Consider the following 26,637-nt stretch of genomic DNA (forward strand, 5'->3'; position numbering starts at 1 on the left):
CGGGCCTACCGGGGTGTGTACGGGACGGGTCGATTCAGTGGTGACGTGCCTCGAGGGAGTCGGCGACGGCCTCGGTGGTCTCGGCGACGATGGCCTTGGTGCGCCGCTTGTGCATCACGTATTCGAAGACCATCGGCAGCACCGAGACGAAGACGATCAGCAGGACGGCTGCTTCGAGGTTGTCGTGGACGAAGGAGATGTTGCCGAGGAAGTACCCGAGCAGGGTGATGCCGGTCGCCCACAGGATGGCGCCGACGAAGCTCCAGGTGAAGAAGCGTTTGCGGTCCATCCGGCCGACGCCGGCGACGACGGTGATGAAGGTCCGTACGATCGGCACGAAACGCCCGATGACCAGGGCTTTGTTGCCGTGTTTGTCGAAGAATTCGATGGTCTGGTCGAAGTATTTCTTCTTGAGGAAGCGTCCGTCACGTTTGTAGAGGGGCTCGCCGATGGCGCGTCCGATCTCGTAACCGACGACATTGCCCAGGAAGGCGGCCGCGGACAGGATGACGCAGGCCATCACGATCGACATGTGGACGTCGCCGCGTTTGATGAACAGGCCGACGCTGAAGAGCAGCGAGTCGCCGGGCAGGATCGGGAAGAGCAGGCCGCATTCGATGAAGACGATGACGACGCTGGCCCAGAAGAACTGGGTCCCGAACTGATTCAACAGGAACTGGGGGTCCATCCATTCGGGACCGAGAGCAGGCATCACGTAATCCAGGCTACCGGGGGCTTCCTGAGATTCTGCTGGGGGTCCGCCGTGAGAGACGTGGGTGATATGTCCTTTTCGTGCGGGAGGCACCCGGGAGGGATGCCGCTCCGGACACCTAGGATGTGCGCTGTGAACAGCGATGACGTGGCGGCCCGGGGCGATACTCCGACAGTGGCTCCGGCCTCGGGCGGGCGGACCGTCGGCGTCGGCCCGTGGCCAGGGGGTGAGACGGCGTGGCCCCGCGATGAGACAGGGCAGATCGCACACCCCTACGACCCGCGACTGCTCCTCGAGGGGGACACCCGCAACGTCGAGGACAGATATCGCTACTGGCAGCACGAGGCGATCGTCGCCGACCTCGACCGACACCGTCACCCCCTGCACATCGCCGTCGAGAACTGGGAGCACGACTTCAACATCGGTTCGATCATCCGCACCGCCAATGCGTTCAACGTCGGCGCCTTCCACATCGTCGGCAAACGTCGTTGGAACCGCCGCGGTGCGATGGTCACCGACCGCTACCAGCACGAACACCATCACGCCACCGTCGACGACCTGCTCGCCTGGGCGGGAGACCACGGACTGGCCGTCCTGGCGATCGACAACGTGCCCGGGAGTCGTCCGATCGAACTCGCCGAATTGCCCCGCCGGTGCGTGATGATCTTCGGCCAGGAGGGCCCCGGTCTCTCCGCGGAAGCCCTCGCCGGAGCCCAGGAGATCCTGCACATCACCCAGTTCGGGTCCACCCGGTCGATGAATGCCGGAGCCGCGGCCGCGGTGGCCATGCACTCCTGGGTGTGCGCCCATGCGCAGATCCCCGGGGACGGGCGGTGACCGGTCGCCGATGCGCGATCTCCTGGCCGAAGACGTCCTGAGGGGTGTCGTCGGGATCCGTGAGCCCGGATCCAGATCCGGGCAAACCCTCCGAAAGGCCCCCTCCTGCCTGAAAAAACAACTCTTCCTGAGGTTTTCCCGCACATGAAGTGCCTTTTGCAACGCATCATGGACACCACTGCCCCCGGCCGCGACGGCTGGGCGGTCTCATGTCGGACCCTCGAAGAGGAGGAGTCACCGTGCTCATCCGGAGTCGTTCCGGGCGGCTGTCCGCATTTTCCGCCATGGCCCTGTCGGCCTGTCTGGTCGCCGGGAGCACGGTGTCGGCCGCTGCCTCGCCTGCGCCGGGGACGGCGATGACCTCGCAGGCCAAGACCCCGGTGTCCACCGCTGCCCACATCCCTGTCGTCGCACCCGCGCTCCCGGCCGGAGCGGGTCCGGCCGAATGCGTGCCCCGCAAGGGCACCGCGCAACGTCCGCCCGGCCCGCGCGCGGACGAAGGGCTCCTGGGCTACGCGGAACTTCCGCCGGTCGCCGACCAGGCCGCGCTGCCGGGCAAGGTCCATCTGCGCGACGGCCGGTCCGGTTTCAATCGTCGTTTCGAGTTCGCCCTCCACCAGGGACGACTGGCCACCCGGGCCGTGCAGGGCGACGGTCGTTGGCGGCAGATGCGGGTGCCGCACTGTCTGGACGGGAAGATCGTCAGCTTCTCGGTGAACGACGACGAACTGGTCGCTGTCGACCGGGCAGGCTGGTTGTACACCCTCGACAACGTGCTCTCCTCCCCTCGGCTGTGGAACTGGATGCGAGCCTGGGGCGCGCCCTTCTGGTCGGGGAGCGGGCACCGCACCCCGACTTCCGCAGAGGGCCGTTGGGCCTTGTCGATCCTGGGTAAACACGAGGACGTCTCCTTCACCGACCGGATCGGGAATCCCCACGCGGTGGCCTTCGCGAAGGTCACCCAGGTCCTGGTGCTCTCCCCGGACGGCTCCCGGATCACCTATCTCGACCCCTGGCTGCCCAATGACTACTCCTACGAGGTGGGCTCGCCGATGGGCGGGCGTTTCCGCTCCGAATCCCTCTCCGCCTCGGGATCGACCGTCTTCGTGACGAACCGTTACGGCGACATGTACACCCGGTTGTACGACTTCGACATCTCCGGCGCGGACCGGGTCTTCTTCCGCTACTCCTGGCAGGATCAGCGGGGCAAGCCTTCGATCGTGAACCAGCTGGTGGAGAAGCTGAACCTGAAGTACGCCGCGATCCAGCTGCCGGCGCCCGACTGGGTGCGTCAGCCGAAAGTGCCCGGGGAGATCACCTCCCGGATCTCGATCCACTCCACTGCGGCGGGCTCGCACCACCGCGAGCTGCGGGTGGAGGGGCGCTCGGGCGGACGTACCGGTTACTGGCACAAGGCGTTGACCGCGCCGTCCTGGCAGTTCACCCCCACCGGAGAGGCATTGCGGGGGAAGATGTTGGAGAACACTCCGCAGGACCGTTCCCGGGACACGCTGAGTCCGCCGCAGCCGTACTCCTATGCCGGGACTGCTCGGAAGGCCTTCTCCGGGGACGAGTTCAACTTCGTCTTGAAGAATTTCGACTTCGCGCAGACCTCGCGACCCGTGGAGGTCACTTATCAGGGGCACCGTATCCCGGTGATCCTGCACAGCTACGACGGGATGCGCCTGTTCCCGCGGGGTGCCGGGATCGACGGGAAGACCCGCAAGCTGGGTGCTGCCCTGGAGCTGCCGGCGCAGTTGTACGCCGACCCGGAGTCCGCCGGGCCCGGGGTGGCCTCCTTCGTCCGGGAGATGCTCAAGGGCAAACGCATCCGTGAGGTGACCGTGAAGGTCAACGAGAACGAGCTGAGGATCCCCCAGCTGGGGTTGCGCATGGGGCGCTGCTGACGGACGGTCGGGATCGAAGGGACGGCCGCCGGCCGGTGACCTCTCCGAGGCGGGTCACCGGCCGACGGCCGTGTCGGGCCGTTCGGGGGTCGCGTCGGAGCCGATCAGTATTCGACGACGACGCGCCCGTCGATGGCGCCTTCCTTCATCTCGGTGAAGATGTCGTTGATCTCCGCGAGGGAGCGCTTGTGCACGCGGGGACGGACGGCGCCGCGTGCGTAGAAGTCGATCGCCTCGACCATGTCCTGCCGGGTGCCGACGATGGAGCCGCGCACGGTCAGGCCGCGCAGCACGATGTCGAAGATCGACGCGGGGAAGTCGCCCGGGGGGAGGCCGTTGAAGACGATGGTGCCGCCACGGCGGGTCATGCCGATGGCCTGGCCGAAGGCTGCGGGGTGCACCGCGGTGACCAGCACGCCGTGGACGCCGCCGGTGTGCTTCTGCACGGCGGCGATCGGGTCCTCGGTGGCGGCGTTGACGGTGAACTCGGCGCCGAAGTCGCGGGCGAGCTGCAGTTTGTCCTCGGCGATGTCGACGGCGACGACGCGCAGGCCCATCGCGGTGGCGTACTGCACGGCGATGTGACCGAGTCCGCCGATGCCGGAGATGGCGACCCACTGTCCGGGCTGGGTGTCGGTCACTTTCAGGCCCTTGTAGACGGTGACCCCGGCGCACAGGATCGGTGCGACCTCGATCGGGTCGACGCCTTCGGGGAGGCGGGCGGCGAATCGGGCGTCGACCAGCATGTACTCACCGAAGGAGCCGTCGACGGAGTAGCCGCCGTTCTCCTGGCTCTCGCAGAGGGTCTCCCATCCGGTGCGGCAGTACTCGCAGGTGCCGCAGGCGGACCAGAGCCAGGCGTTGCCGACGAGATCGCCCTCGGCGAGTTCCTCGACGTCCGGTCCTACGGAGATCACGCGGCCGACGCCCTCGTGACCGGGGATGAACGGGGGAGTGGGTTTGACCGGCCAGTCGCCCATGGCCGCGTGCAGGTCGGTGTGACAGACGCCGGTGGAGATGTTCTTGACGAGGACCTGTCCCGGGCCGGGCTGCGGCAGGGCGCAGTCCTTGACCTCGAGCGGTGCTCCGAACTCGGTCACCACAGCTGCCTGCATGTTCGACATGATCTGGATTTCCTTTCCCGGGCTGAGGGGCGTGGACGGCCGGGGTGCCGCCACCGCCACGTGGATTCACACCGAATGCTCCAGTGAAAATCTGTAATCCTACTGTGTCAGGCGTTCTGGCACTAAGTAATTCGGGGTCCGCTCTATCGACCTTCATAGGCGGTGACATGGGCTGATGTGTCCTCGGTGAGAAGGGGGACACGTCCCGGGGCGGTGATCCGGCTTCCGAAGCGGACTAGGCTTGGCCCCAGTACCGGTCGTGCATCCGGGCCCGACCGCATCCCCGCGACGAGAAGGAGCCTTTCGTGCCTATCGCAACCCCTGAGGTCTACGCAGACATGCTCGACCGGGCGAAGGCGGGATCCTTCGCCTACCCGGCCATCAACGTGTCCTCCTCCCAGACGCTGAACGCCGCCATCCGCGGCTTCGCCGAGGCCGGTTCGGACGGCATCATCCAGGTCTCCACCGGTGGTGGCGAGTACCTCTCCGGCCCGACCATCAAGAACATGGTCACCGGGTCGCTGGCTCTGGCCGCCTATGCGCACGAGGTCGCGAAGAACTACGACGTCAACATCGCGCTGCACACCGACCACTGCCCCAAGGACAAACTGGACGGCTTCGTCCGCCCGCTGCTGGCCGCCTCCGCCGAGCAGGTCAAGAAGACCGGCCTGCCGATCTTCCAGTCGCACATGTGGGACGGCTCGGCCGTGCCGCTCGACGAGAACCTGGAGATCGCCCGCGAGCTCCTGGCCCTGGCCAAGGCCGCCAACATCATCCTCGAGGTCGAGATCGGTGTCGTCGGTGGCGAGGAGGACGGTGTCGCCAACGAGATCAACGACCAGCTGTACACCACCCCCGAGGACGCACTGAAGACCGTCGAGGCGCTGGGCCTGGGCGAGAACGGCCGGTACATGGCCGCCCTCACCTTCGGCAACGTCCACGGCGTGTACAAGCCCGGCAATGTGAAGCTCCGCCCCGAGATCCTCAAGCAGTGCCAGGACGCCGTGAAGGAGAAGCACAACACGGGCGACAAGCCGCTCGACCTGGTCTTCCACGGTGGATCCGGTTCCCTCCCGCAGGAGATCTCCGACGCCGTCGACTTCGGTGTCGTCAAGATGAACGTCGACACCGACACCCAGTACGCCTTCACCCGCCCCGTCGTGGAGCACATGATGAAGAACTACGACGGTGTCCTGAAGATCGACGGTGAGGTCGGCAACAAGAAGCAGTACGACCCCCGCTCCTGGGGCAAGGCTGCCGAGGAAGGCATGGCCAAGCGCATCGTCGAGGCGTGCGAGAACCTCCGCTCCGCCGGCACCCACAAGTGATGAGCGGCGGGGACCAGCACCGGCGCAATCTGCTCGAGCCCCCGCCTGCACTTCTTCCCGAGGATCCGGCGGCGAGCATGCTCGCCGCCGGATCCTCGGCCGTCGAGGTGGCGGCGGCCTATCCGGCGAGCTCGCTCGCCTGGGCCGAGCTGGCCGAGGACGCCTTGGCCGGCGGTCGGGTGATCGAGGGTTACGCCTATGCCCGGGTCGGTTACCACCGCGGGCTCGACGCCTTGCGTCGGGCGGGGTGGAAGGGTGCGGGGCCGGTGCCCTGGTCCCATGTACCGAACCGGGGTTTCCTGCGGGCACTGGGCGCGCTGTCCCGAGCCGCGCAGCGCATCGACGAGACCGACGAGGCCGAACGCTGCCTGGACTTCCTGCGCGACAGCTCAGCCGAGGCGGTCGACGCCCTCGACATGTGACGGGGGCGCGGGTGACCGGGGCACCTCTGACAGGAACGCCGCGGCCAGCCCGAATTCGTCCAGGGCGTCGGTCAATCCGTGGCGCCACCAGGCGTAGTCGTGCCCGCCGCGGTACTCGCGGTAGCTGACGTCATGACCGACGGTTCGCGCCGCATCACGGAAGGCGCGCGCCGTCGACCATGTCGTCCTCCTCGCGGCCGATCTCGAGCTGAATCGGGCCCTCGACGGACTCACGACGCTCGTCTACGGCATCCCAAGCGTCAGACCGGATTCGAATGTCGCTGAGAAGAAGCTCCCGCCGGAGGCGAAGACCGACCAGTGGGCGTCCTTCGCGCTGCTTTACCGCCTGACCTTGCGTGTGGAGGCCGGCCTCCGGATCCCGACGCTGCTGTTCTGCGTGGGCCCAAGGCGCCGGGCCTGCGCCTTTCCCGCCGACGCGCTGCACAAGGCTCCCGTCGGCTGACACCAGCGGGTGGCTGTAGCTTCCCCGTGGAAGCACCGGCCCTCCGATCGGCATCCCACTGTCATCCGATCGGTTGACAGTGGGAAAGGGCCGACGGGTCGTCGCGCACGACGGGGCGGGCCAGCGAACGTGGAGGCATGTCCAGCGAAGCCCCCACCTCCGCCATCGGGATCCGCCACGTCTACGTCCGCTACGGCGATGTCACGGCCGCGGGGTGGCCTCGATCTCGACGTCCCCGCATCCCTGCGTTTCCTCGGCGAATCCCTGGGCCCCGACGTGATGGATGTCCGCGTGACGACGACCACGTTCGAGGGCATCTGCCTCGGACTCCTCGAGGAGAAGGGCTGACGTCATGAGCGTCCCCAACACCGCGCCTTCCAACCCTGTCGACACGGCCCCGAAGCGCCGCAGCGCGGCTCGACGTCAGCCGCCAGGAGCCTTGCGCAGCGCGCTTGCTCAGCTCCGCGGGGACTGGCTTCAGCCGATCCGCAATCCCGACGCCCAGCGGACGGCACAGGGGCCTGGATCCATGACGTGGGTGCTCCAGGGGCCGTCCACGATAGCGAGCGTTCAGCGGACTCCCGCGCAATCGCACCTCATCAGGCCCCGGCAGCTCTCAGCAGACCCAAAGTTCAACATGCGCACAGCAAAGGAGATCACCATGACGACTAACTCGCAGAACCTACCCGTGGGCCCTCTGTTCCTCTCCCTGGCACTCAGCCTCGCAGGGGCTGCCGCCGTATGGCTGATCACCTCTTCGGTGACATACGCGATGACGTCCGGCGCTGCTGGTTTCGTTCTCGGCGGAGGCATCTACCTGGCCTTGGCCATGAGCGGCCGCGAGGAGCGGCAGTAAGCTCCGAGCCGATCGCTCCCCGTACCGGCCGAGGCGACCCCCCCGAGTGGGAGGACTTCCTCGAACTGCTCGACGCCGCCCGCGCACGATTGGTAAGCGTGCCGATGCTCGACTATCGGCCCGTGCGTCGCCGCCGGAACGATGGAAAGCGCAGCCCGGTCAGGTCGCGCACGTCTTCGCGGGTGGGATCGATGATGCCCTTAGCGATGGCAACACGCACCGCCGAAGCCCGATCACGAGCATCCAGTTTGGTGTAGCACCTGGTCAGATAGGTCTTGACGGTCGCCTCGGCCAGGTGGAGCCGCTGACAGATCTGACCGTTGGTCAGGCCCAGGGAGACCAAGGTGAGGATCTCCACCTCGCGTTCGCTCAGGACGGACTCCTCCTCGGGCTGACGCAGATGCAACGCCAAGGCGGCACCGACCCGCGACGAGACGACCATCTCTCCGGCTGCCGCGCCTTTGATACCCGCCACGATCTCTTCTACAGGCGCATCCTTGACGAGGAATCCGCTCGCGCCGCCCTTGATCGCCGACGCCAAGTCCGCGGGTTTCGTGGTGGCGGACAGCACCAGCACGCGCGGCCCACCCCGATGAGCGGCAAGCCGCCTTACCAACTCGAGCCCGCCCATCCCGGGCATGGACAGATCGGTCAACACCACGTGGGGGTCGGTGGCAGCGATCACGTCGAGCGCTTCCTCGGCGGTCGTAGCCGTGCCGACGACCTCCACCTCGTCGCTCTCCGCCAACAACAGCGCCAGCCCGGTCGTCACGATCGAGTGATCGTCGACGAGGACCACCCGTACGGTCATCGTTGCCTGCCTTCGAGTGTTGTGGCCTCCACGGCCGGTCCACCGCAGTGATGAGACACCATGTCGCTCTCCTCCGCGTGAGCGTTGCTTGCAAGGAACTGCGTCGACCCCCACGGGAGCCATGCCGTGAGCACCGTGCCCTCTCCGGCACCTCCGTCGATGGACACCCGGCCCCCGACGGTTTCCGCACGGGCACGCATCCCCTTCACCCCGAGACCATGCCCGGCCAAGGCGCTACCCTCCGCGGTGCCATCGACGCCGATCCCGTCGTCGCTGACGCTCAAGACCACCCACTCCCCGGAACGGGTCACCGACACATCGACCGACCGGGCTTGCGCGTGGGCCGCGACATTGCTCAACGCCTCGCGCAAAACCCGCAGAAGAACTGAGCGCACCTCCGGTCGCAGGTCCGTGTCAGAGACCAGGACCTGGGTCCGAGATTCCAGGCCGGCTCCCCCCGCAACTGCCAGCACGGAGGACTCGACCGACCCCGCGAAGGTCGGGCCGTCCGACGGCGCCTCCGTATCCGCGGTTTCCGCAAGCAGCGCCCGCAGCTCCGCGAGTGCACACAAGACCTGGTCGTGGGCCATCGCCGTGCGGCTCTGCGCCTCCTCTGAAGCGCCTGCTTCGTGGCGCAGACGCGCCGCCTCCAACAGCATCCGGGTCACCGTGAGTCTCTGGGTGACCCCGTCGTGCACTTCTTGGGCCATCCGTGACCGCTCTGCGGATACCCCCGCCTGCCGGCTGACCCGCGTCAGTTCCGCTTGGGACGCTTGGAGCGCCAGCACCGCTTGTGCTCGCGACTCACTCAAGGCCATCACCTGGGACACCCAGGCTCCCGCCATGAGGCAGAGCACGAAGCCCACCGCCAGCGGTACCGTTGACCACCCCCGGGGTTCGACGCCGTGAAAATGCACCGCCAGGGAGGAGGCGGCGAACAACACGCCTGCCGTCACCATCGCGGGGCCAAGACTCATCGCCAGGAAGACGCGCGGCACCACGATCGGCAGCACGAGGACGACCAGCGGCGATCCGAATGCCACGAGCACAACTCCGAAGACCAACAGTGCGATCCGCAGCCCGACGGGGACGGTCGCCCCTCTCATGAGACCCCCACTTGACCTTGAGGTCAGGGGGCGCTCCGCCGCGACCAGGCCCACGCCGACAGCAACCACGATCCGGTCGATGCCGCTGCCGGCATAGATCAGCACGGCCAGGGTTGCGGCAAGCCAACCGAAGTACACGACATCCCAGGGCGAAATCCCGGTGCGGGTGGGGAATGCCTCGACAGCAGTCACGCCCGACTCACCAACCCATAGAGCACGGAGTCAGCCTTGATCTCGCCGTACGGGTCGTCACCGAAGGCTGAGACGGCTGTCGCGAGACCGACGATAGAGAGGAGTCCCCCCGGAGAGAGCCGGGACAACACCGCCGTCGATCCTCTGACCGGATCAGACCGCAGAGCGAGATCCAGGTGACAGATGGCTAGGTCGATCTCGACACCCTGCAACGCGGGAGCGGAGTCGACCTTTTCGACCGAGGACTGAACGATCTGGATCCGGGCATCGTCTGCGTGTCGAGCGGCGTCGACCTCGACGCCGACAGCGACGGGGTCGAAGTCGAACAACAGGGCGTCAGACCAGATCCTGAGCAGGTCTGCGAGCAGTTCGCCGCCGCAACCTACGTCGAGCACGGGGTGCGTCCCCCAGGAGGGAGGGCCGCAGCCACGGCTGCCGTCAAGGCCCGCGACAGCACCGTCTCCCGATCGTCGAAGCCCGTGCTAACTCTGCGCAAGTCCGGCACCGTGAACCACGACTGTGCTTCTTCCCCGAGCATGGCATCAAACATAACGTGACAGAGGTGGTGTCGATAGCCCGAATTCGTCCAGGGCGTCGGTCAATCCGTGGCGCCACCAGGCGTAGTCGTGCCCGCCGCGGTACTCGCGGTAGCTGACGTCATGGCCGACGGTTCGCGCCGCATCACGGAAGGCACGCGCGCCGTCGACCATGTCGTCCTCCTCGCGGCCGACTTGCACGACGATCCGGGCCGGTGACGCCGTGCGTACGCCCGCCCGGCCGAGCGACCGTAACTGCTCGACGAGGTCCCCGCGTACCTCGGCCACCGGAGCAGCCGCAGCTGTCCGGTCGCGGCCGGGCCGGTAGATCTCCGGCCGGGGGCTTTCCGCGCTGAACCAGAACGAGCCGGACTGCACGATCGCCGTCCCCACCAACTCGGGATGGTGGACGGCCAGAGATGCCGCCGCGAGACCGCCGTACGACTGACCGGCCACGACGACGGCATCAGCGGCGGGAACGACCCGGCCCAGCCGGTCACATCCTGCGGCGAGCGCCTCCCGGACCAGCCGTGCCGCCCGGTCGGGGCAGGGCAGATCCCGGCCACGCTGTTCCGTCCCGGCCGTGTCCACCAGCAGGACGTCCAGCGACACGCCCTGGGCGTGCAGCGCCGCCAAGGTCGGCAGGGCATCCCACATCTGACCGTCGAGCAGGACCAGCACCGGCCGCCGACCTGCATCGGGAACATCGTCCGGGCCTTCGTGAGTGTCCTGCGCGTCTGTGCCCAGCGCAGCGACGCGATGCCGGCGCGGCACCCCGTCGGCGCCGACCTGCGGGACGTCGATCCACTCCGTACCCGCCTGGGCGTCGTCATCCGCCCCGGCGGTCCAGGCCGGATGGGCAGGGAACCGGGGGCCGGTCCACACCGACGACGTCGAACCGTGCGGGTGAGGCAGCCGGTCCGGGTTGCGCGGGTCCGGCACCCCTGCCTGGTGGATCCCCGACCAGCCCGGTCGGGTGGCGCCGACGTCGTCCGGGATGTGCGGGCGGTGCACCAGCCGGTAGCTGAAGCAGCCGTCCGGCGGCAGCAGGTAGGTGAGCTGGCGCAGGCCTGTCGTGCCGACCCGGCCCAACAGCGCCGGCGCGATGTGTCGCCGATGGCGATCGGTGAACGAGCTGAGATGCAGCATGACGTCGCCGTCCCGTTCGTCCGGCTGATCCCACCAGGCGAAGGTCACCGGAACCAGGTCGCACCCGTCCACGCGGTGGACCGGTCCGACCTCCGGCAGTACGTCCCACTGTTCCCATCGCGCCCGGGCCGCCGCATCGGCCTCGTCCGCATCGGCCTCGTCCGCGTCGGCGCTTCCCTTCCCGCTCAGCGCGGCAAGGTCAGGCACCCAGGCCGGGACGACCCGTACCGGGGCGCCGTCGTCGGCCAGGGGAGTGACCGGGAGCTCACGATCCTCGTACGGCGCGCTCATTCCGGCACCACCGGGATGATCAGCGGAGCGCCACAGGTGGGATCCGGGATGACCTGGACGTCGAGCCCGAAGATGTCGGCGATCGACTCGGCGGTGAAGACCGCCTCGGGCGGGCCTTCCGCCATGATCCTCCCCTCTCGCAGGGCGATGACGTGGGTGGCGAAACGGGCCGCCTGATTGAGGTCGTGCAGCACCGCGACCAGCGTCGTACCGCTGCGGTGCAAGGTGCGGCACAGCCGCAGGATCTCCAACTGGTGGACGATGTCGAGATAGGTCGTCGGCTCGTCCAACAGGACGGTCGGCGCCTGCTGGGCGAGGACCAGCGCGAGCCAAGCGCGTTGGCGCTGCCCACCGGACAACTCGTCGACGGCGCGGTCGGCGAGATCCTCGAGGCGACACAACACCAACGCCTCACTGACCGCCGCCTCGTCGGCAGCGCTCCAGCGGCGCAGCAGCCCTTGATGGGCGAAACGGCCCCGCGCGACAAGATCCGTGACGGTGATGCCCGGCGGGAACATCTGCTCCTGCGGGAGCAGCGCCAGCGAACGAGCCACCTGACGGGTGGGCAAGGCGTGGATGTCGGCGCCGTCCAGCAACACCCTGCCCCGACGTGGGGACAACACCCGACCCAGGCCCTTGAGCAGCGTCGACTTGCCGCACGCATTCGGCCCGATGACGGCCGTGAACTGGCCGTGCAGCAGATCGACGTCGAGACCGTCGATGACGACCCGCCCCTCGTAGGCCAGGGTCAGATCGCGTGCCTCCAGGGCAGCGGCCCCGTTCGCCCGCAGCGGGGCGGTAGACGATGTCATCGGCGTCCTTTCCGGGTCAACAACATCCACAGCAGATAGGTGCCGCCCAGGACCCCGGTGACCACCGCGACCGGCGGGCGTACCGACATGGGCAGGTTCTGGCCGAGAGCATCCGCCAGGAGCAGCAAGGACGCCCCCATGAGCGCAGAACCCAGCAGCGGGATCGACGGGCTGCCCGTCAACCGGCGGGTGAGATGGGGTGCGGCCAGCGCGACGAACCCGATCGGCCCGGCAGCGGCCACACTCGCCCCGACCAGCCCGATCCCGCACCCAGTCATGACGAGCCGGGAACGTTCCGGACGGGCACCGAGCTGGCGGGCCAGTGTCTCGCCCAGCTCGAGGGCGTTCATACCCCGGGAAGCCAGCAACGCCGTAGGCAGCAGGACGACGACCGCCCCGCCCACCGCGGCGACCTCCGTCCACGTCCGGGCACTCAACGACCCGACCAGCCAGATCTGCCCCGCGATGGCGATATCGGGATGGGGCTGGGTCAGGACGACCGTCGTCGCAGCCTGCAGACCTGCACTGATCCCGATGCCGATGAGGATGAGCCGGTGCCCGTTGCTGACACCGTGCTGCCGGGACAGCCCGTAGCTGGCGGACGCCGCCGCCCCCGCCCCCACCATCGCCAACAGGGCCGTCGTCTCCCGCGTCGTGCCGAAGACGACGATGCCGACGACCGCCGCGAACGCAGCCCCCGAGACCAGCCCCACGACCTCCGGCGAGCCCAGCGGATTACGCGCCATCGACTGGAAGAGCGCGCCGGAGGCACCCAACGCCATCCCGGCGAAGAGCCCGGTGAGCAGCCGGGGCAGACGGATGCCCCAGACCACGGTCGTTGCCAGACCGTCGTCACGCCGCCACAGACCGTCCATCGCCGACGACCACGACAACACGAAAGTGCCGGTCAGGAGTTCAGCCACGGCCGCAGCTGCCGTGACACAGACCAGGACCAGGCAGACCACGGCCGTACGGCGATGAACGAGCAGGCTGACACCGCCAGGTAGTCGAAGGACACGGTGCGGCAGATGATCCCCGGCACGGAAGAGCCCAGGGTCGGCGGCGGGAGCGTCATGGTCGGGCGACCCCGCGGCCGCCCGGGCATCGGCGGATTCGGTCTCCACAGCAGGAGGCACAGCCCTCACCCTCGCAACCGCCCACGCCGGGCGATGGCGACGAAGACGACCGCCCCCATCGCGGCACAGACGACCGACGCATGGACCTCCGCAGGGGGGATGACCAGCCGACCGACGATATCGGCGAAGAGCAGGACGACAGGTCCGATCAGCGCAGCGACCGGCAACAGCCGCACCACCGAAGGACCGAGCCACGCCCGGGCGGCGACAGGCGCCAGCAGACCGAGCAGCACGACAGGCCCGGTGAGCGCCGTGGCGGTCCCGGCCAGGACCACGACGGCCAGACCGCTACCCGCCCACGTACGGCCCGGATGAGCACCCACCGCCTTGCCCGCCTCCGTACCCAGCGCCAACGCATCCAAGCTGGAAGCCAACGCGACAGCCAACACCGACGCTGCCGCGATGAGGACAGCCCCCGCGACGATCAACGGCCACGGCCGCGCGTTCACGGCCCCCGCATCCCAATGCCGGAAACTCTGGAAGACCTGCGGATTACTGATGACGAGAAAAGAACTGAACGAACCCAACACCGCAGCCGTCGCCACACCCGCCAGGACGAGCCGCACCGGATCACTGTCATGGGTGAAGACACCCCCGCCGACGAGCACGATGCCGCCGGCCACCGCCGCCCCCACGAAAGCCGCCGCCAACTGGCCCCGGACATCCAAAGCCGGCAGGAAGGTCATCGTGGCGACGACCCCGGCCGCCGCGCCGGAATTCACCCCGAGAATGCCCGGCTCCGCCAACGGATTACGGGTCAACGCCTGCATCAGGACCCCGGCGACACCCAACGCCACACCCGCGACGACAGCCACCACGGTCCGCGGCCAGCGCAGCGTCGCGATGACCAACTGGTCAGGATCACTCAGATCCGGGTGGCGCAGCCCCGCATAGATCGCCTCCACCGGCACCTTCGTGGAACCGAACATCAGCGAGGCCACCATCAACGCCAGAAGCAACACCGTCAGCAGGACAAGGGGAGCGGGCAGGCCCCGAAAGGCCCGCCCGCGACGTAGAGGATCGGTGGAACTCACTTCGGGAAGGCGCTCGCGAGGTGCTTGGCCATGTCGAGCGCGCTGTAGTAGTCGAGCTTGAACGAGGGCAGCCCCAGCGGGACGAGTTTGCCGGAGGTCGCGGCCGGGATGTTCTGGTACGCCGGGTGGCCCTTGATCTTGGCGACGGTGGAGTCGTCTGCGGAGACCAGCAGTACGGTCGGGTTGGTGAGTGCTTTCACCGAGGCTTCCTCGGAGGGGAAGACGAAGTCCTTGCGTTTGCCGCTCGAGGGCGTCTTCGCGTTCTCGACGGTGGTGGGTGCGAGTTTGACGCCCATCTGCTGCAGGATCTGGTCGTGGGGGCCGTCGGGCAGTGCGAAGGCGCTGCCGTTGCTCGGGCTGAAGACGATCATCTGGACCGGTTCGCTCGGCAGCTTCGCGTTGTTCTTCAGCTCGTCGATCTGCTTGCGGTAGTCCGCGACTACGGCCTCACCCTCGGCGTCCTGCCCGGTGGCCTTGGCGATCTCTTTGGTGGTCTGCTCCCAGTTCTGGCTGTTGTAGTTGACCGCGACTGTGGGCGCGATCTGGGAGAGCTGCTGGTAGTTGTCCTTGGTGCTGTCTCCGCCGCTGGCGGAGATGATGATCAGATCCGGCTTGGCTGCCAGGACCGCTTCCAGGTCGAACTTGCTGTTCTGGTAGAGCACCTTGACGCCGGCCTCTTCGGCGGGCTTGGCCCATTGGGCGAAGAAACCGTTCTTGTCGAATCCTTCGCCGCCGGGCTGGGAGGCTCCCGACGCGACCACGGGCGCTTTGACGGCCAACAGTGATCCCGTCAGGACGACCGAGGTGGAGACGATGCGTTTCGGCTTCTCCTTGATCGTGGTTTCGCCGAGTTCGTGGGTGATCTTCCGTGGCCATTGTCCGGTGGCTGCCGCGGAACTGTTCGTGTCTGAGGACGACGAGTTCGCCTTGGCGTTGCCGGAGCTGTCGCACGAGCTGATCGTCAGCGCCACCAGGAGGCTGGTGATGAGGACGAGCGTACGTCGCATCTGCATTTCCTTTTCTCGATGTACACCCAGCGGGGCCGGCATAGTATGAATAGCTTTCGCCCAGTAGGAAATTGCTGTTTCTAGGCAGGAGTTTCCGCAGGGGATACGGAGCTGGTTTCGAGCCAGCTCTCCATGCCGAGCGACTGGCATTTAGGTTAGCCTAACCTAAATTAACAATGCGTGAGACATGCGTCCTGCCTGGTGGGCGCCCGTTTTGGCTGGCCGTCGTTCCGTCTGCGGCCTAAGTCATCGCTGGTGCAGCCCCCTGTCGACAGGTGGGTCGGCGCATTGCTGGGCATCTTTTTCCTGGCTCGTCACCTCCCGATGCCTCCTGCTCGCACCCTTGAACTTCCACCCCCTTATGCGTACTGACCCCCTGTTTGATTGCGGGCGTCAGTTCCCAAAAAGGGGTGTCAGTTCATGGAAAGGGGCGGCAGTGGGAGAACATAGTCCGGGTCGAAGTGCTATGTGGGCCAAGGGAATATGACTACTCACCGTGAGTGGCGGGTAGTCGCCGGGGGTGCGGTCGAGGGTGGCCCGGTGCGGGGTGGTGTCCCTCGGGAGGGGTGACAGGTCGGAGTCGCCCCGGCCGGACCGGTCTCGAGGTCCGGGTGTCGATCGCGGCGCCCGGACCTCCCTCGGGTTCCGGAGCTCCCCGGGTCGGACGAGGTGGAATGTGCTGTTTGCCTACTTCTTCCCGGGGTGCTGGAGCGAGGGGGCCGCGTTTTCACGGGCTGACGCGATGTGTTGCCGGTGCCGTCTGGGGAGTGGAGCGCGTCGTCTCTCCGGGCCACTCCCGCCCGAAATAGGTTCTGAATCCAGTTAACTCAGTTGACTGGTGTTTCTCGCGGTCGGGCGAATTATACAGGGGGATGACATTTTTGCTGGTCATACCCTTGTCTCCGATGGCAACCTGTGCGAACTTAGGTTAACCTAAGTTCGTTGTCTCAGGAGGAGTCGTGGCTAGCGATACCGCTGTCCGTCATACATCTCGCACCTTGAACGGGCGGGATCTCATCAACGTCGGCATCTTCACCGCTGTCTATTTCGTGGTGATGTTCGGCTGCGGAACGTTGGGCTTCCTCTCACCCCTCTTCTCCGGAGTGGGCTTTATCCTGGGGATCCTCGCCAACGGCGTGGTCATCGCCCTATACCTCTCACGCGTTCCCAAAGTGGGAGCCCTGACCATCCTCGGGCTCATCGTGGGAACGTTGATGGTCGTGACCGGACACCCGTGGCTCGGCATGATCATCACGCCGGTACTGGGGCTGATCGGAGACCTCGTCGCACGCTCAGGCGGACATCGCGACCCGCGCCTCAACACCCTCGCCTACGCCGTCCTGAGCCTGTGGTACCTCGGTCCGCTCCTGCCGCTCGTCTACGACAGCGTCGGCTACCGCAAGTACCTGGTCGAGGCCATGAACGAATCGTATGCCGAGGCCTGGACGACCGTCTTCGGACCGGCGGCCCTGCCCTTCTGGGCACTCGGATTCTTCGTGTCAGGACTGGCCGGAGGCTGGTTCGGGCACAACGTGCTCAAGCGACAGTTCCGCCGGGCTGGTGTCGCGTGACGGTGCTGGAAGCAGACCCTGCACGAACGGGCCTGGTCACGACCCGCGATCTGGCTGCCGGGAGCGTCGACTCCGGCCCGCCCCGGGGGCTCGGCCTGTCCCCGGGGACGGCGATGCTCGGCATGATCGTGTGCAATATCGCCGCTCTGTCGACCACCGACCTGCGGTCCGCCGTCGTCGCGGGGGCCACCGTCCTCATCGCGATCGCGAGCCTGCGCCGCCCTCGTCTGTGGTGGGGCGGTGTGGCGGTCATCGTGTCGGGGGCCACCGCCTTCCTGCTTCCCCTGCACGTCGACGTCCCTGCCCTGCTGGGGCTGATCTCACCGATCGGATACTGGGTGGCTTGTTTCGCGGTATCCGCCCTCGCTGGCATCTACGTCGTTCTCACGGTCCGGCCTGCCGACCTGGCAGCGTTGCTCTACACGGTGCACGCCCCACGATGGCTGACCGTCCCGGTCATCGTCATGCTGCGTTTCTTCCCTCAGGCCCGTCGCGAGTTCACGGCGATCTTCGAGGCCATGTCGCTGCGGGGAATCACCTTCGGTCCGGCAGACATCCTGCGCCATCCGCTGCGCAGCCTGGAATATCTCCTGGTGCCGATGCTGGTCTCCTGCTCTCGCATCGCCGACGACCTGACCGCCTCGGGGCTGGTCCGGGGACTGGGCGGGCCAGCAGTTCCCACAGCCTTACGCGACCTGAGCTTGACCTGGCGTGATGCCCTCGCGCTGCCGGTGATCGCAGGGGTGCTCCTCCTCGGTGTCTTCCGCGTGGCCTCGGCATGAGCGCGATCGACTTCACCGGCACGACCTTCGCCTACCGGATAGGTCACGAGGACTCGCCGGCACCAGGACAGACCGGTTCGACCGTTCCCGGGGTCACCGACCTGACCCTGACCCTGGAACCGGGTACGGCGACCTTGCTCACCGGCCCCAGCGGGTGCGGTAAAAGCACCGTGCTGCGATTGGCCAACGGCCTGATCCCCCATGTCACCGGCGGTGACCTCGATGGCACGGTGCGGGTCGAGGGTATCGACGTGGCCGGCGCGGACGTCTATCGGATCGGGTCCCGGACAGGTACCGTCTTCCAGAATCCTCGCAACCAGTTCTTCGCCGCCACCGTCGGTGAGGAGCTGGCCTTCGCCCGGCAGCAAGCCGGTGAGCCGAGGGACCAGATCGAGGCCGCGGTGGCCTCGGCGGCGCACCGGGTAGGCATCCAGACCTGGCTCGAACGATCGCTGTGGGAGCTCTCCGGCGGCGAGCTCCAGGCAGTGGCCTGCGCCTCCGCCCTGGCCGGTCCCGGACGCATCTACCTCTTCGACGAACCGACCGCCAATCTGTCCGTGCGCGCCATCGACGAGCTCGCACGGATCATGGCAGAGATGAAAAGGGACGGGGCCACCCTCCTCATCGCCGAACATCGGCTCTACTACCTGCGTGAATTGGTGGACACCGTCGTCACGATGGAGAACGGTCGGCTCACCGGCACCTGGGCGGCCGAGGAATTCTTCCGATGCACCGACGAGCAGCGACGCAAGGCCGGCTGGCGCACGCTGCAGCCGCCCACCATGACCACGGGTGGCACCCCTGACGCCCAGACGGGCACGGACCGGCCGAGGACGGAGACGGACCCCACCCGACGAGGTGCAGACATACGTCTGGTCGACGTGCGCTTCTCCTACGGCGACCGCTGCGTGCTCTCCCTTCCCGAGCTATGCTTCCCCGCCGGGACGGTGACTGCTCTCACCGGGGACAACGGCGCCGGCAAGTCCACCCTGTGTCGCCTTCTCACCGGCTTGGCCCAGCCGACGCGCGGTGGACGCATCGAGATCGACGGGGTCGGGACGAGCGCCGGGCAACGTCGACAGATGAGCTCGCTGGTGATGCAGGACGTACATCGACAACTTTTCGCCGAGTCGGTGCTCGCGGAGGTGACGACGGGGCTGTCCTCGGTCGACGCCGCCGACGCTGCTGCTCTCCTGGGGTCGCTCGATCTGGCCGACCTGCTCGACCGTCATCCGATGTCCCTGTCCGGTGGGCAGAAACAACGACTGATGATCGCCGTGGCCATGGCCAGCCAGGCGCGCATCGTCGTCTTCGACGAGCCGACCTCCGGTGTGGACTACCGCCACATGCAGGCCATCGGTGAGCTCATCCGCTCGCTCGCCGCCCGAGGGGTCACCGTGCTCGTGGTGACCCACGACGTGGAATTCCTCGAGGTGTGCGCGGATCGTGTCGTCCGGCTGGGGCGCCCCGCCCAGAGCGGGAGGAGCAGCGTCGAGATCAGCGAGAGGTAGCGGCGCGGGCCTGATCCTCAACCGCTCGACCGGGCTGTCGCACCGGTTCGCCGTACTGCCGCCGTCCCTCCGGGCAGGAAGTAGCGACGCTACCGGTAAGCTTGGGCAGTACGAGCCCGGACGTCGCCGTACGTCGCGGGCTCGACGCGTGAACAGGCGCGGACGGTGGACATCCACGTGGGATGTGCGGACGCGCGACGTCAGCGATATGAGGATGGTGGCCGCGATGCCGGCGATCGTGTTGGTCGGAGCCCAGTGGGGCGACGAGGGCAAGGGCAAGGCGACGGACCTGCTGGGCAGCAAGGTCGACTACGTCGTCAAGTTCAACGGTGGCAACAACGCCGGGCACACGGTGGTCGTCGGAGGCGAGAAATACGCCCTGCACCTTCTGCCCAGTGGCATCCTCTCCCCGAATGTCACCCCGGTCATCGGCAACGGGGTCGTCATCGACCTCGAGGTGCTCTTCGCGGAGTTGTCGGCCCTGAGAGCACGCGGGATGGATGTCTCCCGTCTGCGGGTCAGCGCGAATGCCCACGTCATCCCTTCGTACAACATCGCCTTGGACAAGGTGCGCGAGCGCTTCCTCGGCAAACGCAAACTGGGCACCACCGGGCGCGGCATCGGCCCCACCTACGCGGACAAGATGAACCGCATCGGTATCCGCGTGCAGGACCTCTTCGACGAGTCGATCCTGCGGCAGAAGGTCGATGCGGCCCTCGACGAGAAGAACCACCTGCTGGTGAAGATCTTCAACCGTCGTTCCATCGACGCCGACCAGGTCGCCGAAGAGCTGCTGAGCTACCGCGACCGGCTCGCCCCGATGGTGGTCGACACCGGTCTCGAGCTGAACCGTGCGCTCGACGACGGCAAGACCGTCCTCTTCGAGGCCGGGCAGGCCACGATGCTCGACGTCGACCACGGCACCTACCCCTTCGTGACCTCCTCGGCATGCACCGCCGCCGGGGCGTGCACCGGATCGGGGGTGGCGCCGAACCGCGTGGACCGGGTGGTCGCCGTGCACAAGGCGTACACGACCCGCGTCGGAGCTGGCCCGTTCCCGACGGAGCTGCATGACGAGATGGGCGAGTTCCTCCGCGACGGTGGTTTCGAGTTCGGGACCACCACCGGGCGTCCGCGCAGGTGCGGGTGGGCGGACACCGTGGTCGCGCGGTACACCACCCGGGTCAACGGGGTCACCGACTACGTATTGACTAAGCTCGACGTCCTTACCGGGTTGAAGACCATCCCCGTGTGTGTCGCTTATGACGTGAACGGAACTCGGCACGACGAGATGCCGGTCAACCAGTCGGACTTCCACCACGCGACACCGGTCTACGAAGAGCTTCCCGGCTGGGAAGAGGACATCAGCGGGGCGCGCACTTTCGAGGAACTTCCTCAGGCCGCGCAGGATTATGTGCTGCGGTTGGAGGAGCTCTTCGGGGCGCGGATCAGCGTGATCGGGGTCGGCCCGGGCCGTGACGAGGTCGTCGAGCGGTATTCGTTGCTCGGCGAGGACGAGGAGTGAGGGTGACCGAAGAAAGACAAGGACGTCCGGACAAGGCGAGGAAGGCCGAGAAGGACGGAGCACAGAACAACCAGGAGACCGACTGGGTCGCCCGGCTGGCGGACGAGGTCGTCGAGGACGTGACACGTCGTCGTGGCTCCCTGGAGGGGTACACGGTCACCTGTGCGTCGGGGTTGTCCCCGTCGGGGCCGATCCACCTGGGTAACCTGCGCGAGGTGATGGTGCCTCATCTGGTCGCCGACGAGTTGAAACGTCGTGGGATCGACTGTGAGCACATCATCAGCTGGGATGACTACGACCGCTTCCGCAAGGTGCCTTTCGGGGTGCCGGGGGTGGATGATTCCTGGAGTGAGCACATCGGCAAACCGCTGACCAGTGTCCCTGCTCCGCCCGGATCCGAGCACGACTCGTGGGCTGCCCATTTCCGGGCGGCGATGGAGAGCTCGCTCGCCGAACTGGGCGTGGAGTACCGGGGTATCTCGCAGACGGAGCAGTACACCTCCGGTGTGTACCGCGACCGGGTGTTGCAGGCGATGGAGAAGCGCGCGGAGATCGCTGCGGTCCTCGAGCAGTACCGGACGAAGCCGTCCGCGGAGGCTGGTGACGCCTCGGCCGAAGATGTGCCCGACGCTGCGGAGGCAGCCCAGGCCGAGGGGTCGGGCGCGGCCGGCGAGGACGACGGCACGGCGGACGGCGGGGAGTACTTCCCCTTCCGTCCGTACAGTTCGGCCTTCGGTACCGACGCGACCAGGGTGATCTCGTACGACCCGGAGACCACCGAGGTGACCTATGTCGCCACGGGGCCGGACGGGGACGAGGTCGAGGAATCGATGCGGCTCGACAGCGACTTCCGCGGGAAGCTGGTGTGGAAGGTCGACTGGCCGATGCGTTGGGCGCACGAGGGTGTCGACTTCGAACCCAGCGGCGTCGACCACCAGAGCCCGGGCAGCAGCTGGGTCGTGGGTGAGCAGTTGGCCCCGATCTTCGGTGCGGAACGTCCGGTCGGTCCGATGTACGCCTTCGTGGGGATCGCCGGGATGGCGAAGATGAGCTCGTCGAAGGGAGGCGTCCCCACCCCGGCGGACGCCCTGGCGATCATGGAACCGCATGTCCTGCGCTGGTTGTATGCGCGGCGTCGGCCCAACCAGTCGTTCACGGTGGCTTTCAACAACGAGATCCACCGGTTGTACGACGAGTGGGACGCCCTCGAACGCAAGGTGTCCGGCGGTAAGGGGCAGCCCGGTGACAACGCCATGTACGCCCGGTCGGTGCGTACGGCCACGCGGGAACTCGAACGGACGGGTGTGCCGGTGGCTTATCGGGCGATCTGCTCGGTGGTCGACATCACCGGTGGCAGCGCTGAGCAGGCGGTGCGGATCCTGTCGTCGATGGACGAGCGGATCACCGACCTGGACGTTGCCCGCCCCCGGTACGACCTGGCGGCGAACTGGGTGAACACCCAGGCCGATCCGGGGGACCGGACGGTGGTGCGCTCCGTCAAGGACGCCGCGACCTTGTTCACCGCGAACAAGCACCAGTTGGAGTCCTTGGACCTGCTGGCCACCGACCTGGAGAAGGACTGGACGCTGGACGGCCTGACCACGTTGGTGTACGGCATCCCGAAGCGGCAGGCCGGTTTCGACGTGGCCGAGAAGAAACTCCCCCCTGAGGTGAAAGCCGACCAGCGGGCCTTCTTCGCCTTGCTCTACCGGCTGTTGCTGGGCAGTGACACCGGCCCGCGCATCCCGACCTTGTTGCTCTGCATCGGGCCGAAGAAGGTGCGTGAGCTGATCGGTCGTTGACCGTACGGGCTCTCGGGCGGGGCGGGGACGGCGAAGCCGGCCCCGCCCCGTTCTGTGGGCAACAGCCCGGCGCGGATAACATCCCTTGTGGCACAAGAAAACTCACTTAGCTCTACCAGGTATGGTGCCCTTCACTGCCTGACCCGGCACAGCCAGGGCCGCGACATCGGACCGGATCTGACCTGAGCTGACCTGAGCTGCGAGGGAGCCCGATGAAAGAGACCACCGCATCCGAAAATTCTTTCCTCTTCGTGCTGGTGGTCGTCACCGCGGTCATCCTGCAAGGCGTCGGAGCGTCCTTCGTGGGGAACACGATCTCGCCGAAGATGTCGGCCTTCACGGTCTTCGTGGCCTTCGCCGTCGCCGAGATGCTCGGAGCAGCTTCGCGGCTGGGCACGCTCCAACCCAAACATCAGGCAACCTTCCGGAACATCTGTCTGATCAACGTCTACACGGCCGGAGCCTTCGTGCTCCTCTACCTGTCGATGACCTTGACCCTGCCCACCGCGGCCAGCGTCGTCGAGACAGCCGTCGCACCGGTGCTCTTCGGTCTCTCCAGCCGCGGAAGACGATCTGCTCTGCCCTCGGTGTCCCTCTACCTGATCGCCGTGGCCGTGGTCGCCTTCCTGGTGTTGAGCGCTTCCACCGGTTCTCCGTTCCGGACGGCGGCCGGGCTGCTGGTCGCCGCCGGAGCCGGACTGTGCGCGCTGGGTGTGATCCGAGTCGGCCGTCGGCTCGGTAAACAGGGATGCAGCACCTGGTACATCAACTCGATCCGTTTCCACGGCTGCTGGGTGGCCGCCGCGGCGCTCTTCGCCCTGTCGCCGGGAGAGAACCCGCCTTCCGGCGCAGACCTGGCCACGATCGTCGCCGTCGCCCTGATCGGCATCACCGCGCCGGTGGTGCTCTTCCAGTACGGCATCACCCGGACGCCGGTGCGGACCACGGCCTTCGTGGTCTCCGTCCTACCCGCCGTGGTCTTCTGCACCGACCTGTTCGTCTTCGGTGTGGCGGACCCTCTCGTCGCGGTGCCGCTGGCCTGTGTCCTGGCTGCGGCCTGGCTCGGAATCCGCAAGACAGAGCCGGCCGCCGCCGAGGAAGACACACCGCAGCCCCCGACCGGCTCGGAACAGAGCCGGCCCGCCACGGCCGAGGGCGCCGAGGACGCCGACGCCACGCCCGAGGACGCCGACGCCGGGGACGTCAGCCCACGTGCACGACATGCATCCGATGCGCCGCCCGGGTCAACGACACGTACAACACCCGAACCCCACCCGGAGACTCCGCAGTGATCTCCTCGGGATCGAGCACCACGGTGGCGTCGTACTCCAGACCCTTCACACTCAACGGATCGACCACGACCACCCGGCCCCCGTCACCCTCGTCGAAGGAAGCCACCGCGTCGGCCCACCGCTTCGGGGTGATCACACCGATCGACCCGTCGACCTCCTCGGCCAGGGCCGCGACGGACTCCGCCACCGCCAGGACCACCGACCTCTCGTCGAAGGGAACACGGACGTCCACCGGATCCACCCCGGTCTCCCGCACCGCCTGAGGGATGTCGGCGTCCGGCACCTGCGGCAGGACCACCGCCGCCGCGTAGTCGAAGATCTCCCGGGCGTTCCGGTAGTTCGTCGACATGTGGAAGGTACGCCGACCGTTCCGTCCGAAAGCGTGGTCACGCGCCGAGAGGGCCTCGTCGGCATCCCCCCAGGATGCCTGGGCGGCGTCGCCGACCACCGTCCACGACGCGGACTGCGCCCGCCGGCCCAGCATCCGCCACTGCATCGGCGACAGGTCCTGGGCCTCGTCGACCAGGACATGGGCGTAATCGCCGTGCCGGTCGATCCGCCCGCGGAGCAGGGCTTCCCGGCGGGCCTCCTCGTCGAGGGAGGACGGATCGGCCAAGGCCCGCTCCCGGTAACCGTGGGCGCTCGACCCCGGCGCATCGACCCGGGCGGTTCGCAGGTCCCCCGTGGCCACCGCCTCGGCCTCCGCGTCGTCGAGGAGATCGACCTCGTAGAAGCCTCGCTCGTGGTCGACCCGCTCCGGGACGATCCCCACCCGGGAGGACAGATCGTCGATGAGCGCGGCATCGGCCACCGTCCAGGAGCCTGCCGCCAAGGTGTCCCGGAAGGACGACGCCAGCAGCGGTGCGGCCTTCTCCGGGAAGATCCCGGAGACATACCGTCTGGTCCGCTGCTCGTCGGCCAGCCACAGGAGTACCTCGCGTGGGTCCACCGGACGCCACCAGGCATCCAGGAAACGCTCCACGTCCCGGTGCTCGCGGAAGGTGTCCAGGAAGTCCTCCCGGTCGCCGTCGAGCACCTGTTTCCACGCGGCCTGGGCCAGGGCCTCCGTCATCGCCTCCCGGGAGGAGTTGCGCGGATGATGGCGCAGCACCTGATGTCGGATACGGTCCAGGGCCTGCCGGTCGAGGTGGACGGGACGTCCGGTCACCATGACCCGCAGGCTCTCCGGCGAACCGGGGATGGTGTCCCGGGCCGCTCGGCCGAGCACCCGGCGGATCTTCAGGGTTCCCTTGAGGGCTGCGACCTCGGGGGAGTCGACCCGCACCGCGGTCACGGCGTCGACGATGTCGCCCACCGAGCGCAGGACCACCGAATCCTCGCCCAGGGAGGGCAGCACCCGTTCGATGTACGCGGTGTAGGCGGCGGACGGTCCGACCACCAGCACTCCGCCGCGTTCGAAACGCCGCCGGTCGGAGTACAGCAGGTAGGCGGCCCGGTGCAGGGCGACCACGGTCTTGCCCGTTCCCGGCCCACCGGTGATCTCCACGACCCCACGAGCGGCGGCCCGGATGGCCTCGTCCTGGTGGGCCTGGATGGTGGCGACGATATCGCGCATCCGCCCCGAGCGGCTCCGGGTCAAGGCGGCGAGGAGCGCGCCCTCACCGAGGACGACCAGGTCCTCCGGTGCCTGGGAGACCATCAGGTCGTCCTCCGCGCCGACGACCTCCTGGCCGCGGCAGCGCAGTACCCTGCGTCGCAGCACGTTCATCGGGGAGGTCGGTGTGGCCCGGTAGAAGGGTTCGGCGGCCGGCGCGCGCCAGTCGATGACCAGGGGTTCGTAGTCGTCGTCGCGGACCCCGAGTCGGCCGACGTACCGGATCTCCCGTTCGAGGGCGCCGCTCCGGGTGGCATGTTCCAGGTCGAGTCGCCCGAAGACGAGGCCTTCGTGTTCGCGGTCGAGGGCGGCGCGTCGTTTCGCTGCGCTGTAGACCAGGGCGTCCCGTTCGAAGAGGCCGGTGATCTCTTCGTCGCGGACGTCGCCGGTGCGGTCGGTGCGTCCGCGGGCGAGCCCGTCGGCCTGGACCAATGCGGCGCGTCGTCCGGCAGCGGCGAGCTCGGTGTAGACGCGGTCCACATGGGCCTGTTCCGTCGCGAGCTCTCTGGTGAGGACGTCCTGATCGCGGTCCACGTGGGCCACTCGCACCCCTTGTTCGTCGTCCGGTGGTGGGTCGTTCGCCGCCGGGATCTCCTGGCGGGCAAGTTCTCAATTCTATGCCTTTCCTGGAGGTCGGCTGCACAGGGCGGAGACGGGACCGAATGCTTCACGACGAATAAATAGACCTATGAAAACGACTGTCCATTAGGGATATTCGATATCCAGGCGGGTTTTTCCGCTGCGGTCTCCCTTGGATCGGGCAGGCCGCAGCGGCGACAGGGACCGCGGCAGGGCCAGGCGCCGATAGGGTGGAGT

General features: G+C 67.5%; 24 protein-coding genes. 12 read left to right on the forward strand and 12 right to left on the reverse strand.

The genetic code is table 11. From position 1 onward, the window contains the following. Nucleotides 1-34: 34 nt before the first annotated feature. Complete coding sequence (locus AUCHE_RS12615; protein WP_006503709.1) at nt 35-712, reverse strand: DedA family protein; 678 nt, start codon at nt 710-712, stop codon at nt 35-37. A 123-nt stretch (nt 713-835) separates the two neighbouring features. Between AUCHE_RS12615 and AUCHE_RS12620 the strand changes: the two genes are divergently transcribed. Together AUCHE_RS12620 and AUCHE_RS12625 are read left to right on the forward strand one after the other, a co-directional pair. Next, nucleotides 836-1,549 carry a TrmH family RNA methyltransferase gene (locus tag AUCHE_RS12620; RefSeq protein WP_081578235.1) on the forward strand — a complete coding sequence of 238 codons (714 nt, stop codon included), beginning with the start codon at nt 836-838 and terminating at the stop codon, nt 1,547-1,549. A 239-nt stretch (nt 1,550-1,788) separates the two neighbouring features. Then, nucleotides 1,789-3,456: a hypothetical protein gene (locus AUCHE_RS12625; protein WP_006503711.1), complete on the forward strand. Its 1,668-nt coding sequence runs from the start codon at nt 1,789-1,791 to the stop codon at nt 3,454-3,456. 104 nt (nt 3,457-3,560) lie between these two features. On the opposite strand, the gene adhP is transcribed toward AUCHE_RS12625, so the two are convergent. Continuing rightward, nucleotides 3,561-4,580 (reverse strand): alcohol dehydrogenase AdhP, encoded by a 1,020-nt coding sequence (adhP, locus tag AUCHE_RS12630; RefSeq protein ID WP_006503712.1) that lies wholly within the window; start codon nt 4,578-4,580, stop codon nt 3,561-3,563. Between the two features lie 305 nt (nt 4,581-4,885). Here adhP and fbaA point away from each other — a divergent pair, with 305 nt between their 5' ends. Both fbaA and AUCHE_RS12640 read left to right on the forward strand, forming a co-directional pair. Then, the gene (gene fbaA / locus AUCHE_RS12635; RefSeq protein ID WP_006503713.1) at nt 4,886-5,908 is read left to right on the forward strand and encodes a class II fructose-bisphosphate aldolase; all 1,023 of its coding nucleotides are present in this window, start codon (nt 4,886-4,888) and stop codon (nt 5,906-5,908) included. Then, on the forward strand, nt 5,908-6,330 hold the full coding sequence (locus AUCHE_RS12640; RefSeq protein ID WP_006503714.1) for a DUF3151 domain-containing protein: 423 nt from the start codon (nt 5,908-5,910) through the stop codon (nt 6,328-6,330). The genes fbaA and AUCHE_RS12640 overlap by 1 nt, the downstream gene beginning before the upstream one ends. On the opposite strand, the gene AUCHE_RS16775 is transcribed toward AUCHE_RS12640, so the two are convergent. Further along, nucleotides 6,298-6,564: a hypothetical protein gene (locus AUCHE_RS16775; protein ID WP_143114723.1), complete on the reverse strand. Its 267-nt coding sequence runs from the start codon at nt 6,562-6,564 to the stop codon at nt 6,298-6,300. The genes AUCHE_RS12640 and AUCHE_RS16775 overlap by 33 nt on opposite strands. A 427-nt stretch (nt 6,565-6,991) precedes the next feature. Between AUCHE_RS16775 and AUCHE_RS16780 the strand changes: the two genes are divergently transcribed. Beyond that, nucleotides 6,992-7,141 (forward strand): hypothetical protein, encoded by a 150-nt coding sequence (locus AUCHE_RS16780; protein WP_155889071.1) that lies wholly within the window; start codon nt 6,992-6,994, stop codon nt 7,139-7,141. A gap of 313 nt (nt 7,142-7,454) precedes the next feature. After that, entirely contained in the window at nt 7,455-7,649 is a 195-nt protein-coding gene (locus tag AUCHE_RS16785) for a hypothetical protein (RefSeq protein ID WP_143114727.1), read from the forward strand. 112 nt (nt 7,650-7,761) lie between these two features. On the opposite strand, the gene AUCHE_RS12655 is transcribed toward AUCHE_RS16785, so the two are convergent. The 8 genes from AUCHE_RS12655 to fepB form a co-directional block, all read right to left on the reverse strand. After that, complete coding sequence (locus AUCHE_RS12655) at nt 7,762-8,460, reverse strand: response regulator (protein WP_006503717.1); 699 nt, start codon at nt 8,458-8,460, stop codon at nt 7,762-7,764. Further along, on the reverse strand, nt 8,457-9,758 hold the full coding sequence (locus AUCHE_RS12660) for a sensor histidine kinase (RefSeq protein ID WP_006503718.1): 1,302 nt from the start codon (nt 9,756-9,758) through the stop codon (nt 8,457-8,459). The genes AUCHE_RS12655 and AUCHE_RS12660 overlap by 4 nt, the downstream gene beginning before the upstream one ends. Next, entirely contained in the window at nt 9,755-10,153 is a 399-nt protein-coding gene (locus tag AUCHE_RS12665) for a methyltransferase domain-containing protein (protein WP_006503719.1), read from the reverse strand. Before AUCHE_RS12665 ends, AUCHE_RS12660 begins: the two co-directional genes overlap by 4 nt. 147 nt (nt 10,154-10,300) lie before the next feature. Beyond that, the gene (locus tag AUCHE_RS12670) at nt 10,301-11,734 is read right to left on the reverse strand and encodes an enterochelin esterase domain-containing protein (protein ID WP_006503720.1); all 1,434 of its coding nucleotides are present in this window, start codon (nt 11,732-11,734) and stop codon (nt 10,301-10,303) included. Further along, nucleotides 11,731-12,546 carry an ABC transporter ATP-binding protein gene (locus AUCHE_RS12675; protein ID WP_006503721.1) on the reverse strand — a complete coding sequence of 272 codons (816 nt, stop codon included), beginning with the start codon at nt 12,544-12,546 and terminating at the stop codon, nt 11,731-11,733. Before AUCHE_RS12675 ends, AUCHE_RS12670 begins: the two co-directional genes overlap by 4 nt. Next, complete coding sequence (locus tag AUCHE_RS12680) at nt 12,543-13,682, reverse strand: FecCD family ABC transporter permease (protein ID WP_162137260.1); 1,140 nt, start codon at nt 13,680-13,682, stop codon at nt 12,543-12,545. The genes AUCHE_RS12675 and AUCHE_RS12680 overlap by 4 nt, the downstream gene beginning before the upstream one ends. A gap of 5 nt (nt 13,683-13,687) precedes the next feature. Then, nucleotides 13,688-14,716 (reverse strand): FecCD family ABC transporter permease, encoded by a 1,029-nt coding sequence (locus tag AUCHE_RS12685; protein WP_040322386.1) that lies wholly within the window; start codon nt 14,714-14,716, stop codon nt 13,688-13,690. After that, a complete protein-coding gene (fepB, locus tag AUCHE_RS12690; protein ID WP_006503724.1) occupies nt 14,713-15,723 on the reverse strand; it encodes a Fe2+-enterobactin ABC transporter substrate-binding protein in 1,011 nt (336 codons plus the stop codon). Before fepB ends, AUCHE_RS12685 begins: the two co-directional genes overlap by 4 nt. Nucleotides 15,724-16,682: 959 nt before the next feature. Here fepB and AUCHE_RS12695 point away from each other — a divergent pair. The 6 genes from AUCHE_RS12695 (at nt 16,683) to AUCHE_RS12720 (ending at nt 24,206) form a co-directional block, all read left to right on the forward strand. After that, entirely contained in the window at nt 16,683-17,294 is a 612-nt protein-coding gene (locus tag AUCHE_RS12695; RefSeq protein WP_006503725.1) for an MptD family putative ECF transporter S component, read from the forward strand. Next, entirely contained in the window at nt 17,291-18,076 is a 786-nt protein-coding gene (locus tag AUCHE_RS15875; RefSeq protein WP_052024918.1) for an energy-coupling factor transporter transmembrane component T family protein, read from the forward strand. The genes AUCHE_RS12695 and AUCHE_RS15875 overlap by 4 nt, the downstream gene beginning before the upstream one ends. Then, nucleotides 18,073-19,587, forward strand: coding sequence for an ABC transporter ATP-binding protein (locus AUCHE_RS12705; RefSeq protein ID WP_006503727.1), 1,515 nt, complete (start codon nt 18,073-18,075; stop codon nt 19,585-19,587). The genes AUCHE_RS15875 and AUCHE_RS12705 overlap by 4 nt, the downstream gene beginning before the upstream one ends. A gap of 226 nt (nt 19,588-19,813) precedes the next feature. Then, nucleotides 19,814-21,112 (forward strand): adenylosuccinate synthase, encoded by a 1,299-nt coding sequence (locus AUCHE_RS12710; protein ID WP_006503728.1) that lies wholly within the window; start codon nt 19,814-19,816, stop codon nt 21,110-21,112. Between the two features lie 2 nt (nt 21,113-21,114). Then, nucleotides 21,115-22,914 carry a lysine--tRNA ligase gene (locus tag AUCHE_RS12715; RefSeq protein ID WP_006503729.1) on the forward strand — a complete coding sequence of 600 codons (1,800 nt, stop codon included), beginning with the start codon at nt 21,115-21,117 and terminating at the stop codon, nt 22,912-22,914. Between the two features lie 212 nt (nt 22,915-23,126). Then, nucleotides 23,127-24,206: a hypothetical protein gene (locus AUCHE_RS12720; protein ID WP_006503730.1), complete on the forward strand. Its 1,080-nt coding sequence runs from the start codon at nt 23,127-23,129 to the stop codon at nt 24,204-24,206. Here the strand turns inward: AUCHE_RS12720 and AUCHE_RS12725 are convergent. Beyond that, nucleotides 24,118-26,364: a HelD family protein gene (locus AUCHE_RS12725; RefSeq protein ID WP_006503731.1), complete on the reverse strand. Its 2,247-nt coding sequence runs from the start codon at nt 26,362-26,364 to the stop codon at nt 24,118-24,120. The genes AUCHE_RS12720 and AUCHE_RS12725 overlap by 89 nt on opposite strands. Nucleotides 26,365-26,637: the final 273 nt, after the last annotated feature.

This window comes from Austwickia chelonae NBRC 105200, from assembly GCF_000298175.1.
Taxonomy (GTDB): Bacteria; Actinomycetota; Actinomycetes; order Actinomycetales; family Dermatophilaceae; genus Austwickia; species Austwickia chelonae.